Here is a 12,430-nt window from a genome sequence, read left to right on the forward strand (position 1 = left end):
AGCCGCTGCGCGAGATCAAGGTCGACACGGTCTTCATCGGCTCGTGCACCAACGGCCGCATCGAGGACCTGCGCTCGGTCGCCAAGGTCGTCGCGGGCAAGCACAAGGCCGACGACGTGCGCGTCCTGGTGGTGCCCGCCTCGGCGCGCGTCCGCCTGCAGGCCGAGGCCGAGGGGCTCGACAAGATCTTTCTCGACTTCGGTGCCGAGTGGCGCAACGCCGGCTGCTCGATGTGCCTCGGCATGAACCCGGACCAGCTGGCCCCGGGCGAGCGCTCGGCGTCCACGTCGAACCGCAACTTCGAGGGTCGCCAGGGCAAGGGCGGTCGCACGCACCTCGTCTCGCCGCTGGTCGCCGCCGCGACCGCGATCCGCGGGACGCTCTCGTCGTACTCCGATCTCGCCACCGGCGCCCCCGCGCCCGACGGCAGCCCGCTCAGCGACCTCCAGACGGTCTGACCGGAAGAACAGGAAAAGTCCCATGGAGAAGTTCACCCAGCACACCGGCGTCGGCGTCCCGCTGCGCCGCAGCAACGTCGACACCGACCAGATCATCCCGGCCGTCTACCTCAAGCGGGTCACGCGCACCGGCTTCGAGGACGCGTTGTTCGCCGCCTGGCGCGGCGACCCGTCGTTCGTCCTCAACTCCGAGGCGTACGCGAGCGGCTCCGTCCTGGTGGCCGGCCCCGACTTCGGCACCGGCTCGTCGCGCGAGCACGCCGTCTGGGCGTTGAAGGACTACGGCTTCAAGGTCGTCATCTCGACCCGGTTCGCTGACATCTTCCGCGGCAACTCCGGCAAGCAGGGCCTGCTCGCCGCTGTCGCCTCGGCCGAGGACATCGAGCTGATCTGGAAGATCCTCGAGACCCGCCCCGGCACCGAGATCACGGTCGACCTCGAGGCGCGCACGATCACGTGCGACGACGTCGTCGTCCCGTTCCAGGTCGACGACTACACCCGCTGGCGCCTGATCGAGGGCCTGGACGACATCGGCCTGACGCTCGAGCACGCCGACGAGATCACGGCCTTCGAGGCCGAGCGCGAGCCGTGGCGCCCCGCGACCCTGCCGGCCAAGCACCTGCCGCCGGTCGAGATCAAGGCCGCACGCCCCGCCGGCGTGCCGGTCGAGATCGGCACGCGCCGCCCCTGAGGCGTCGCACCCGATGGGCCGTTCCACGCCGCCGAAGCGGCCTGAACGGCCCATCGGTGCGTCCAGGTCGCTACGGTGAGCGGGATCGCGGTGCACGAGCGCCGCCGACGAAGGGACGACCATGCCCGGCAAGTCGCAGATCGTTGACCGGATCGTCGCCCGAGGGTGGAGCCGTCAAGCCGCAGGGTCGGCCGTGGACGCCGTGCTCGAGGAGATCTCTGCCGCGCTCGCGGCGGGTGAGCGGGTCACGCTGACCGGGTTCGGCACCTTCGAGGCCGCGCCGCGCGCCGCCCGCAACGCACGCAACCCTCGGACGGGCGCGCTCGTCGAGGTCTCGGCGACCACGGTGGCCAGGTTCCACCCCGGTGTCGCGCTGCGCGCACGGGTCGCCGGGGGATCGGCGGCGGGCGGAGGCGATTCCGACGAGCCGATTCAGGCCCGGGCCGCGGGGTCAGGGACTGCTGGGACCCGCGCAATCCGCACCGGCACCGGCGTGACGAGCCCCGACGAGTCTGGCGAGACGACCAAGACCATTCACCGCGCCAAGGGCGCCGACGAGGTGAAGGTCAAGAGGGCCGGGTCGAAGGACAAGGCTGCCTCCAAGAAGGCGGCCGAGAAGAAGGCGGCCGAGAAGAAGGCGGCCGAGAAGAAGGCGGCCGAGAAGAAGGCGGCCGAGAAGAAGGCAGCCGCCAAGGCGAAGGACAAGAAGGCCCAGTCCAAGGCGAAGGCCGCGAAGGGCAAGACGAAGTCCACCAAGCGAGCCAAGAAGTAGCACCGGCCCGCCATCGTGGTGGCCGCGGGTCCCGTCTGTGAAGGTTTCGGGCGGACGACGACTCGCGGGCACGTGCAGGACCAGCGACAGCGAGAGGTAGGCGAGGATGGGGCCCGTGAACGATCTGCTCTACGTCAATGGCGGGACGCCCCTGTCCGGTGAGATCACCGTGCGCGGCGCCAAGAACTTCGTCTCGAAGGCCATGGTGGCCGCGCTGCTGGGGGAGACCCCGAGCGTGCTGCGCAACGTGCCACAGATCCGGGACGTCGCCGTGGTGACCGGTCTGCTCGAGCTGCACGGCGTGAGCGTCGTCGCCGACGCCAAGGCCGGCACGCTGCACCTGGACCCGACGAACGTGGAGTCGGCGCACGTCGCGGACATCGACGCGCACGCCGGGTCGAGCCGCATCCCGATCCTGTTCTGCGGCCCGCTGCTGCACCGTCTCGGCGAGGCGTTCATCCCTGACCTGGGTGGCTGCCGCATCGGCGACCGGCCGATCAACTACCACCTCGACATCCTGCGCCAGTTCGGCGCGGTCGTGGACAAGACCCACAACGGCATCCACATCCGCGCGCCGCGGCGTCTGCAGGGGACCAAGATCGCGCTGCCGTACCCCAGCGTCGGTGCGACCGAGCAGCTGCTGCTCACGGCCGTGCGTGCCGAGGGCATCACCGAGCTCGCGGGCGCGGCGATCGAGCCCGAGATCATGGATCTCATCAACGTGCTGCAGAAGATGGGCGCGATCATCTCGGTCGACACCGACCGCGTGATCCGCATCGAGGGCGTCGACCGCCTCGAGGGGTTCCAGCACACCTCGCTCTCGGACCGCATCGAGGCGGCGTCCTGGGCGTCCGCCGCGCTGGCCACGGGCGGCGACATCTACGTGCGCGGCGCGACCCAGCCCGAGATGACGACGTTCCTCAACACGTTCCGCAAGGTCGGCGGCGAGTTCCAGGTCGACGACGACGGCATCCGGTTCTGGCACCCGGGCGGCGACCTGCGCTCGATCCAGCTCGAGACCGACGTGCACCCCGGCTTCATGACGGACTGGCAGCAGCCCCTCGTCGTCGCGCTCACGCAGGCCAAGGGTCTGTCGATCGTGCACGAGACCGTCTACGAGAACCGCTTCGGGTTCACCGACGCGCTCGTCGGCATGGGCGCGACCATCCAGGTCTACAAGGAGTGCCTGGGCGGCCGGCCGTGCCGGTTCGGTCAGCGCAACTTCTACCACTCGGCCGTCATCAGCGGCCCGACGCCGCTGGCGGCCGCGGACATCGAGGTGCCGGACCTGCGCGGCGGGTTCAGCCACCTCATCGCGGCGCTAACCGCGAAGGGCACGTCGGCCGTGCGAGGCATCAGCCTCATCGACCGCGGCTACGAGCACTTCATGGACAAGCTCGAGGCGCTCGGCGCCGAGTTCAGCCGGGACTGAGGTTGAGCCGGGACTGAGGTCAGGAGGGCTGGGACGGCGAACCAGCGGGTAGCATCGGCTCCCGTGCATTCGCCGTCCCGATCCAACCGCGCCTACCGCAACGTCGCGCGCGTCCTGCGCCCCATCCTCATGGTGGTGACCAAGCGCGACTGGCGCGGCACCGAGCACCTGCCGACGGACGTGGGTTTCATCGTGGCGTCCAACCACATGACCAACGTCGACCCCGTGACCTTCGCGCACTACCTGTGGGACAACGGCTTCGCGCCGAAGATCCTGGCGAAGGCGTCGCTGTTCAAGGTGCCCGTCGTCGGCGCCGTGCTGCGGGCCACCGGGCAGATCCCCGTCTACCGCAACACGACCGCGGCCGTGGACTCGCTCGCGGCGGGCGTCGCCGCGATCGAGGCCGGCGAGGCCGTCGCGGTGTTCCCCGAGGGCACGCTGACCCGCGAGCCCGACCTGTGGCCCATGGCCGGCAAGACGGGCGTCGCGCGGCTCGCGCTCATGACCCGGGCACCGGTCATCCCCGTCGCGCAGTGGGGCGCGCAGGACCTGCTGGGTCGCTACTCCAAGTGGTTCAAGCCGATCCCGCCGAAGAAGATCACCGTCGTCGCCGGTCCGCCGGTGGACCTGGACGACCTGTACGGGCGGCCGCTCGACAACGTCACCCTGCGCGAGGCGACCGAGCGGGTCATGGACGCCATCACGGCACTGCTCGAGGACGTGCGCGGCGAGAAGGCGCCCGCCGTCCGCTACGACATGCGCAAGGCCGTGCCGCCGGGTGAGAAGCGCGTCGGCGGCGACCACGCGACGAAGCCCGAGCTCCCGTGACGGTCGACCGGGAGGTCCCACCCGCCCAGCCCCACGCGCTGCGGGCCGCGGTCCTCGGCGCCGGCAGCTGGGGGACCACGTTCGCCGTCGTCATGGCCGATGCCGGCTGCGAGGTCACGGTGTGGGGGCGCGACGAGAAGGTCTGCCGCCAGATCACCGAGGACCACCGCAACGAGCGGTACGTACCCGGCGTCGACCTGCCCGCGGGCATCACCGCCACCACCGACGCGCGCGCCGCGGTTCAGGGCGCCGACCTCGTCGTCATCGCGATCCCGTCGCAGAGCGCCCGGGCCACGCTCGAGACCCTGCGCGACGTGATCGGTCCGGACGCTGTGGCCGTCTCGCTCATGAAGGGCGTCGAGCTCGGCACCGACCGGCGCATGAGCCAGGTCGTCGCCGATTCGCTCGGGATCGAGCAGGACCGCATCGCCGTGGTCTCGGGCCCGAACCTCGCCAAGGAGATCGCACACCGGCAGCCGACGGCGACCGTCGTCGCGTCGACGAGCGACGAGACCGCGCAGCTCGTCGCGAAGGCCTGCGCGTCGTCCTACTTCCGCCCGTACACGAACCGCGACGTCGTCGGCGTCGAGCTGTGCGGCGCCGTGAAGAACGTCATCGCGCTCGCCGTCGGCATCTCACAGGGTCGCGGCCTGGGCTACAACACGATGGCCACGGTGATCACGCGTGGCCTCGTCGAGATCACGCGCCTCGGCCTGGCCCTGGGCGCGGACGCCGAGACGTTCCCCGGCCTGGCCGGCATGGGCGACCTCATGGCCACGTGCGCCTCGCCCGACTCGCGCAACCACACGCTCGGCAACCACATCGGGCGTGGCATGACTCTCGACGAGGCCATCGCCGCGACCGGCGGTACCGCCGAGGGCGTGAAGTCGAGCCGCTCGGTGCTCGAGCTCGCCGAGTCGCTGGGTGTCGAGATGCCGATCACGCACGCCGTGGTCAGGGTTCTGCACGAGGGCCTGCCGGTCGACGACCTGGCCGCGCTCCTGCTGGCCCGGCCCCACAAGGCCGAGGGCGTCTAGGAGCCGACGATACGTCGCTGGACCGAGTCGGCTACAGCGCGTCCAGCGCCGCCGCGAGGTCGGCCCAGAGGTCCTCGACGTCCTCGATGCCGACCGACAGCCGCAGCAGGTCGTCCGGGACGGTGAGCGACTCGGTCGCGAACCGCCGGCGCCGCTCGAGGCTCGACTCGACGCCGCCCAGGCTCGTCGCGGGCACCCACAGGCGCAGCGCGGCGATCACGGCGTCCGCCGCGGCGGCACCCCCGCGCGGGCGCAGCCCGATGATCGCGCCGAACCCGTCCATGAGCCGCGAAGCCCGCTCGTGCCCCGGGTCGTCGGGCAGGCTCGGGTGCCGCACGGCGAGCACGGCGGGGTGCGACGAGAGGCGGCGCGCGAGCTCGGCGGCGTTGGCCTGCGCGCGCTCGACGCGCAGCGCGAGCGTGCGCACGCCACGCAGCGCGAGCCACACCTCGAACGGCCCGGCGATCGAGCCGTGCAGGGTCCGGTACGCGTGCAGGCGGGCGTGCAGGGCGTCGTCGTCGGCGAGGGCGGCGCCGAGCACGACGTCGCTGTGCCCCGCGAGGTACTTGGTCACCGAGTGCACGACGACGTCGGCGCCCCAGGCCAGCGGGCGCTGCACGAGCGGCGTCGCGAAGGTGTTGTCGACGCCGACGAGCGCGCCGGCCGCGTGCGCGGCCTCGACGAGCACCGGCAGGTCGGCGACCTCGAGCATCGGGTTGGTGGGGGACTCGACCCACAGCATCGAGGCGCCGGGGAGCGCGGCGAGCACGGCGTCGGTGTCGTCGATGTCGACGAGCACGACCTCGACCCCCTGCCGCTCGGACAGGTCGGCGGCGTAGCCCAGGGTGACCTGGTAGCAGTGGCGCGGGAGCACGAGCCTGCCGCCGGGCGGCACGAGCGAGAGCGCGGCGGCGATCGCGGCCATGCCCGAGCCGAAGACGAGCGCCGGGTGGCGCGACTGCTCGAGCGCGCCGAGCACCTGCTCGAACGGGTGCCACGTGTCGGCGTCGATGCGGCCGTAGAGCAGCTCGCCCGGGGCGGGGACGCCCTGGGACACGAACGTCGAGGACAGGACCAGCGGCGGGTTCACCGGGCCGCCCTGCGTCCGGGCCGGGCGGCCCGCGGACACGGTGACGGTGGCGGGTGCGAGGGGTGCGTCGTGGCTCACGAGAGCAGGCTACGCACCCGGGCCGGCGACTGGCGGGTAGGGTCGGGGCCGATGAACGCGACTCCCGACCCCGAGGTCCGCCCGACGTCCGAGCAGGACGCGCAGGAGGACGCCCAGTGGGTCCTCACCGAGCACCGTCCCCGGGTGATGGTCCTGTTCGGTGGTCGCTCCGGCGAGCATGCGATCAGCTGTGCGACCGCGGGCGGCGTGCTGCGTGCGCTGGACCCGCAGCGGTACGACGTGCTGGCCGTGGGCATCACGCCGACGGGCCGCTGGGTCCTCGCGGACCCCGACCCCGAGCGCTGGGCGATCACCGAGGGCCGGCTCCCGCAGGTCGAGGACACCGCGTCGCACGTGCTGCTCCCGCAGGCGGTCGACGACCGCGACGTGCAGGTCCTCGAGCCCGGCGAGCTGCCGCGCGCCCTGGGCAACGTCGACGTCGTCTTCCCGTTGCTGCACGGCCCGTTCGGCGAGGACGGCACCCTGCAGGGGATGCTCGAGCTCGCCGACGTGCGCTACGTCGGCGCGGGCGTGCTCGCCTCGGCCGTCGGCATGGACAAGCACATGATGAAGCTCGTCCTGGCGGGCCACGGGCTGCCCGTCGGCCCGTTCGTCGTGCTCGCCCCGGGCGAGTTCGACCGCGACCCCGCCGCCGCGACCGCGAAGGTCGAGAGCCTGGGCCTGCCGCTGTTCGTCAAGCCCGCGCGCGCCGGGTCCAGCCTGGGGATCTCCCGGGTCGAGGACCTCGCTGACCTCCCGGCGGCGATCCAGGCCGCCGCGCAGCACGACCCGAAGATCGTCGTCGAGGCCGGCATCGTCGGCCGCGAGATCGAGTGCGGCGTGCTGGGCGGCCACGACGGCGACCGCGCCCGCGCGTCGCTGCCCGGCGAGATCATCGTCACCGACGCGCGGCACGACTTCTACGACTTCGAGGCGAAGTACCTGGACGAGGCCGGCGTGGAGCTGGTCTGCCCGGCGGACCTGCCGGACGACGTCGTCGCCAAGGTCCAGGACGTCGCGGTCCGCTCGTTCGAGGCAGTGGGCTGCGAGGGGCTCGCGCGGGTCGACGTGTTCGTCACGCCCGACGGCGAGGTCGTGGTCAACGAGATCAACACCATGCCCGGCTTCACGCCGTTCTCGATGTACCCGCGGATGTGGCAGGCCTCGGGCCTGGAGTACCCGGAGCTGGTCGACGAGCTCGTCCGCCTCGCGCTGCACCGCCCGACCGGCCTGCGCTGAGCCGACCTACAGGCAGGAGCGCTGCTTCTGCGTCTTGGCGATCGCCGGACCCAGGTCGATGAGCATCGACGTGGAGTGCTCCTTGCGCACCGACGCGGGCACGAGGACCTCGACCGCGGGCACGCGCCCGTAGGTCGTGAACGTCGCGTCCCCCTCGTTCGAGTCGGTGTCGCCCTGCGTGACGACCCAGTCGATGCTCGTCCCGTCGGCGGACTCGACCGTGACGCACCGGTCGGTCGTCGGGCCCAGCGGCTGGACGCCGCACCGCAGGATGATCGCGGCCTCGGGCTGGCCCCACGCGGTCGTCGCCTGCGCGTTCGTGTCCGTGCGGGCCAGCCCGGACAGCTCGTCGGGCGTCGAGAGCACGACGTCCGCGCACACGGGATCGGTGGCGGCCGGGCCGACGGTCGTCGGGATGGTCGTCGCGCAGCCGGCGAGCAGGACGAGCGTGGTCGCCGCGAGGAGGGCTGCGGGTCGTCTGCTCACCACGCCACGCTAGCCGCCGCGCGGGCCGCCGTTGACCGGTCCCGCTGCGATCCCGCTGTGATCCCGACCGCAGCCGGTCGTCTAGCGTGTGCGCGTGAGCAGCAGCGGGCAGTCGGCGGTCGGTCCCCTCGTGCGGGACCTCGACGAGGACGCGCTGCTGGCGCGGATCTTCCCGCACCTGCCGCGCGGCGCCTCGACCCTCGTGCCGCCCGGCGACGACGCGGCGGTCGTCGCGGCCCCCGACGGCCGGTTCGCGGTGACCACCGACGTGCTCGTCGAGGACCGGCACTTCCGTCGCCGTTGGTCGGGCGGGTTCGACGTGGGGGTGCGCGCCGCGGTGCAGAACCTCGCGGACGTCGCGGCCATGGGTGCTCGGCCGACGAGCCTCGTCGTGTCGCTCGTCGTCCCCGGCGACCTCCCGGCGCAGTGGGTCGAGGACCTGGCGCGCGGGTTCGGAGCGATGTGCGCGCCGCTCGAGGTGGGCGTCGTCGGCGGCGACCTGTCCGGGGGGCCGGTCGTCGTGGTCGCGGTGACCGCGCACGGCGACCTGGAGGGCCGCGAGCCGGTGCTGCGCGGGGGAGCACGGGATGGCGACGTCGTCGCGCACGCCGGTGTCCGGGGGCGCTCGGCGGCCGGCTGGGCGCTGCTCGAGGAGGGACGCGCCGACGTGGCGCCGGACCTCGTCGCGGGCTACCTGCGGCCGTCGTCGCCACTGGCGCTCGGCCCCGCCGCGGCCCGCGTCGGGGCGACCGCGATGATCGACGTCTCCGACGGGCTCGTGCGCGACGCAGGCCGGATCGGCCGGGCCAGCGGCGTGGTGCTCGACCTCGTCGGGCCGTCCGCCTACGGCGCCGACGTGGCAGCCCTGGCCGCGGCGGCGACGGCCCTGGGCCGCGACGCGGGGGACTGGGTCATGACGGGCGGTGAGGACCACGGGCTGCTCGCGACGTTCCCGCAGGGCCGTGCGCTGCCCGAGGGCTTCCGGGTCGTCGGACGGGTGCGGGCCGGTGAGCCGGGTGTCGTCGTGGAGGGCCGCGCGTGGACCGGCAGCGCCGGCTGGGACCACTTCGGCTGACGGTGGCCCGAGAGGCGCGTCAGTTGCGGCGGTAGCGGACCTCGAGCAGCTCGGCGCCGCCCACGTCCTCGAAGCGCTCGACACCGTCGGCCTGGAAGCCGTGGCGGCGGTAGAAGTGCCGGGCGCGCTCGTTGTCCGCGAGCACCCACAGCGTGATCCGGCTGCGCTCGCCGGCCTCTGCGATGACGGTCCGCATGAGCTCTCGGGCGACGCCGTGCCCCCACGTGCCGGGGTCGAGGTAGATCGAGTAGATCTCGCGGTCGCCGCGGCGGGCGTCCTCGTCGCGCGCCGGGCCGAGCGAGACGAAGCCGACGTGCCGCTGGCCGGCGACCGCCACCCAGGTCGTGATGCCGTCCTCGGGACCCTTGCGCAGGTAGGTCGTCCACTGCTGTGCGCGGGCCTCGGGATCGAGCGAGGCCAGGTAGGCGGCCGGGACGATGTCCGCGTACGCCTCCTGCCACGAGCGCACGTGCACCTGGGCCAAGGGGGTGGCGTCGTCCGGCCCGGCGATGCGGATCGTCACCTCGTCCAGCTGCTCAGTCATGCACTCACCCTGCCACACGGTCCGGGCATGACGAAGGCCCGCACCGTGAACGGTGCGGGCCCTCGATCCGAACTCGAAGTGTGTCGAGACGTCAGACCGCGCGCTGGACCTTGCCGGCCTTGAGGCACGAGGTGCAGACGTTGAGGCGCTTGGGCGTTCCCGCGACGACGGCACGCACACGCTGGATGTTCGGGTTCCAGCGGCGCTTCGTCTTCCGGTTCGAGTGCGAGACGCTGTGCCCGAAGCTCGGGCCCTTGGTGCAGACGTCGCAGTTGGCAGCCACGAGTTTCTCCTGTGTTCTCGGTCCGGGGCCGAAGCGATCCGGACCCGATGGTGTGCGGTCACGCCGCGAGAGCGGCGAAGCTTGTACCGGGCGCACGCACGTCTGGGGACCGTCTCCGGAGTTCGGATGCGGGCCGGCAGACGAAGGTCCGCGCGCCTCGAGGTGCCCGAAGTCCTCCGGGCAACCGGTCAAGACTAGCCCATCGCCGGGCGGCACCCCAAATGTCGGCGGGATGGGGCAGGGTGTGGTCGGACACAGCCACGCTGCGCCCGCGCAACGTGCACGAGGGCTCGACGACGGATCGACGAGGGGACGCAGGCGGACGTGGCGACGGATCGGCTCGACGGGGCAGCGGTGCGCGCCTGGGCGCACGCGGCGCTGGTTGGCCTGCAGCGCGCACGCGCGAGCATCGACGCCGTCAACGTCTTCCCGGTCGCCGACTCGGACACCGGCACGAACGTCCTGCTCACGGTCACGGGCGGCGTGGAGGCGGTCGACCGCCTCGCAGCGGACGCCGGGCCCGACGAGCTCGCCGTGGCCTTCGCGCGCGGCGCGATGCTCGCGGCCCGCGGCAACTCGGGCGTGATCCTCAGCCAGTACCTCGCGGGCCTCGCCCGCACCCTCGGCGCGGAGCCGGGCGCCGACGAGGTCGCGGCGGGACTCGCGAACGCAGCCCGCTCGGCGCGCCAGGCGCTCGCGGACCCGCAGGAGGGGACCGTGCTCACGGTCGCCGACGAGGTCGCCCAGGGGGCCCTCATCGCGGCCGGCGCCCGCGCGAGCCTGCCCACGATGCTCGCCGAGGTCCTCGACGACGCCCACCGGGCGCTCGCGACCATCAGCGCCGCCCATCCCGTGCTGCGCCGCGCGCACGTGCTCGACGCGGGTGCGTGCGCGTTGCTCGTCGTGCTCGGAGCGCTCGCCCGGGTCGCGGCGGGCGAGGACGACGCGGTGCCGGACCTCGACTGGCTCCCCGCGGCGCGCGCTGCCGACGAGCAGGAGGTCGAGGCGAGCGCCGAGGGCGGCGCCTACGAGGTCATGGCGCTCGTGCGCGGCGGCCCGCAGGACCTGGGCAGCGAGCTGCGGTCGACGCTGGGGACCGTCGGCGACTCGGTCGCGGTGGTCGGCGCCGACGGCTGGTGGCACGTGCACGTCCACACGGACGACCCCGAGGGCGCGATCGCGCTCGCCGCGGTCGGCGTGCGCGAGCAGGTCGTGGTGCGGCTGCTCGAGGGGTCCCACGGGCAGGTGCCGGAGACGAGCGGACCAGGGCTGGTCGTGTGCACCGCGTCGCCCGCGCTCGCCCCGTGGTTCGCGGCGGCCGGGGCCGTGACCGTGGTGCGGTGCCCCGAGGCGCCCGTCACGGCGGAGCACGTCACGCGCGCGATCACGGACACGGGCGCGTCCCGCGTGGTGCTGCTGCCCGGCGACGGGCTCGAGGCCGACGAGATCGACGCGCTGGTCCGGTTGCACGGCGAGCGGATCGTGGTGCTCGACGCGCACGACCCGCTGCGTGCCGGCGTGGCGGCGCTCGCGTTCGTCGCGGCCGCCGAGGCCGGGCCCGAGCGCGCGGCGACCGCGGCGCTCGCTCGGCTGCGGGCCGTCGAGGCCGACGACGTCGCCGGGCTGGTCAGCCGAGTCGCGGCGCTCGTCGGGCCGGGGGAGAACCTCACCGTCGTCCACCGCGACCCCCTGGACGACGACGCGCGCGGGGCCGTCGAGGCGGCTCGCGGCGGGCTCGAGGTGACGTTCGTCGGGCCGACCGGGTACGGCACGGCGCTCGTCGCGGGGATGGACTGACGCCGTGGCGACCCGACGCGACGTGGGGTACGAGGACCGGGTGGGCTCGTCGGGCGCGCTCGACAAGCCCGTGGCCAGCGTGGCACCGCGCATGGGCAAGGCGTTCGAGGCTCTCGGGATGCGCACCGCGGGCGACGTGCTGCGCTACTACCCGCGCCGCTACGCCGACCCGTCCACGCTGACCGACATCTCCGGGCTCGTGGTCGGCGAGACCGTCTCGATCGTGGCCGAGGTCCGCAGTGCCGTGATCAAGCACGCGCACAAGGACGGGGCACCGCGCGTCGAGGCCGAGATCACGGACGGCACCCGCACCCTGCGCGCCACGTTCTTCACCAAGCGGCAGCACGTGGCCCAGCACATGGTCCAGTCGATGCACCGCGGCCGGCGCGGCCTGTTCACCGGCAAGGTGTCGGTGTTCATGGACCGGGCGCAGCTGACCAATCCCAAGCACGACTGGTTCGACGGCGACGACGAGACCGAGCAGCGAGCCCGCGAGGAGGCCGGCTGGCCCACGCCCCTGTACCCGGCCAGTGCGCAGCTCGACTCGACGAGGATCCGCGCGGTCGCGCGGCTCGTGGTCGAGCCGTTGCGGGAGGACGAGCTGACCGACCCCGTGCCCG

The 12,430-nt window shown here is 73.3% G+C and carries 13 protein-coding genes and 1 pseudogene; 10 read left to right on the plus strand and 4 right to left on the minus strand.

The genetic code is table 11. From position 1 onward, the window contains the following. The 6 genes from D1825_RS03325 to D1825_RS03350 all read left to right on the plus strand — a co-directional run. On the plus strand, positions 1-458 hold a 458-nt coding region (locus D1825_RS03325), incomplete at its 5' end, for an aconitase family protein (RefSeq protein WP_233549598.1). Positions 459-480: 22 nt separating this feature from the next. Next, the gene (leuD, locus tag D1825_RS03330) at positions 481-1,149 is read left to right on the plus strand and encodes a 3-isopropylmalate dehydratase small subunit (RefSeq protein WP_118766053.1); all 669 of its coding nucleotides are present in this window, start codon (positions 481-483) and stop codon (positions 1,147-1,149) included. A 121-nt stretch (positions 1,150-1,270) separates the two neighbouring features. Further along, the gene (locus D1825_RS03335; RefSeq protein WP_118766054.1) at positions 1,271-1,921 is read left to right on the plus strand and encodes an HU family DNA-binding protein; all 651 of its coding nucleotides are present in this window, start codon (positions 1,271-1,273) and stop codon (positions 1,919-1,921) included. A gap of 115 nt (positions 1,922-2,036) precedes the next feature. Beyond that, entirely contained in the window at positions 2,037-3,353 is a 1,317-nt protein-coding gene (murA, locus tag D1825_RS03340; RefSeq protein ID WP_118766055.1) for a UDP-N-acetylglucosamine 1-carboxyvinyltransferase, read from the plus strand. Between the two features lie 63 nt (positions 3,354-3,416). Then, positions 3,417-4,181 carry a lysophospholipid acyltransferase family protein gene (locus D1825_RS03345; RefSeq protein ID WP_118766056.1) on the plus strand — a complete coding sequence of 255 codons (765 nt, stop codon included), beginning with the start codon at positions 3,417-3,419 and terminating at the stop codon, positions 4,179-4,181. After that, positions 4,178-5,218: an NAD(P)H-dependent glycerol-3-phosphate dehydrogenase gene (locus tag D1825_RS03350; protein WP_118766057.1), complete on the plus strand. Its 1,041-nt coding sequence runs from the start codon at positions 4,178-4,180 to the stop codon at positions 5,216-5,218. The genes D1825_RS03345 and D1825_RS03350 overlap by 4 nt, the downstream gene beginning before the upstream one ends. Positions 5,219-5,249: 31 nt before the next feature. Here the strand turns inward: D1825_RS03350 and D1825_RS03355 are convergent, their stop codons facing one another. After that, entirely contained in the window at positions 5,250-6,386 is a 1,137-nt protein-coding gene (locus tag D1825_RS03355; protein ID WP_118766058.1) for a trans-sulfuration enzyme family protein, read from the minus strand. A gap of 51 nt (positions 6,387-6,437) precedes the next feature. Here D1825_RS03355 and D1825_RS03360 point away from each other — a divergent pair, with 51 nt between their 5' ends. Then, positions 6,438-7,625, plus strand: a complete 1,188-nt coding sequence (locus D1825_RS03360; protein ID WP_267897558.1) for a D-alanine--D-alanine ligase family protein — start codon at positions 6,438-6,440, stop codon at positions 7,623-7,625. Positions 7,626-7,631: 6 nt separating this feature from the next. Here D1825_RS03360 and D1825_RS03365 read toward each other — a convergent pair whose 3' ends face one another. After that, positions 7,632-8,111, minus strand: a complete 480-nt coding sequence (locus tag D1825_RS03365; RefSeq protein WP_118766059.1) for a DUF3515 family protein — start codon at positions 8,109-8,111, stop codon at positions 7,632-7,634. A 94-nt stretch (positions 8,112-8,205) separates the two neighbouring features. On the opposite strand from D1825_RS03365, the gene D1825_RS03370 reads away from it, so the two are divergent. Next, positions 8,206-9,186: a thiamine-phosphate kinase gene (locus D1825_RS03370; RefSeq protein ID WP_199721484.1), complete on the plus strand. Its 981-nt coding sequence runs from the start codon at positions 8,206-8,208 to the stop codon at positions 9,184-9,186. A 19-nt stretch (positions 9,187-9,205) separates the two neighbouring features. Here D1825_RS03370 and D1825_RS03375 read toward each other — a convergent pair whose 3' ends face one another. Next, entirely contained in the window at positions 9,206-9,730 is a 525-nt protein-coding gene (locus D1825_RS03375; protein WP_118766060.1) for a GNAT family N-acetyltransferase, read from the minus strand. 91 nt (positions 9,731-9,821) lie between these two features. Further along, entirely contained in the window at positions 9,822-10,013 is a 192-nt protein-coding gene (gene rpmB / locus D1825_RS03380; protein ID WP_118766061.1) for a 50S ribosomal protein L28, read from the minus strand. A gap of 324 nt (positions 10,014-10,337) precedes the next feature. Here rpmB and D1825_RS03385 point away from each other — a divergent pair, with 324 nt between their 5' ends. After that, the gene (locus tag D1825_RS03385) at positions 10,338-11,810 is read left to right on the plus strand and encodes a DAK2 domain-containing protein (protein ID WP_118766062.1); all 1,473 of its coding nucleotides are present in this window, start codon (positions 10,338-10,340) and stop codon (positions 11,808-11,810) included. 4 nt (positions 11,811-11,814) lie between these two features. Then, positions 11,815-12,430 (plus strand): annotated as a pseudogene (locus D1825_RS03390) (ATP-dependent DNA helicase RecG); the annotation flags it as partial.

The organism is Cellulomonas rhizosphaerae (assembly GCF_003470205.1).
Taxonomy (GTDB): Bacteria; Actinomycetota; Actinomycetes; order Actinomycetales; family Cellulomonadaceae; genus Cellulomonas; species Cellulomonas rhizosphaerae.

Excerpts from the sequence above, each read along its gene's own strand:
- leuD (WP_118766053.1), top strand. The coding sequence starts at position 481 with ATGGAGAAGTTCACCCAGCACACCGGCGTCGGCGTCCCGCTGCGCCGC.
- D1825_RS03335 (WP_118766054.1), top strand. The coding sequence starts at position 1,271 with ATGCCCGGCAAGTCGCAGATCGTTGACCGGATCGTCGCCCGAGGGTGG.
- D1825_RS03360 (WP_267897558.1), top strand. The coding sequence starts at position 6,438 with ATGAACGCGACTCCCGACCCCGAGGTCCGCCCGACGTCCGAGCAGGAC.
- D1825_RS03375 (WP_118766060.1), bottom strand. The coding sequence starts at position 9,730 with ATGACTGAGCAGCTGGACGAGGTGACGATCCGCATCGCCGGGCCGGAC.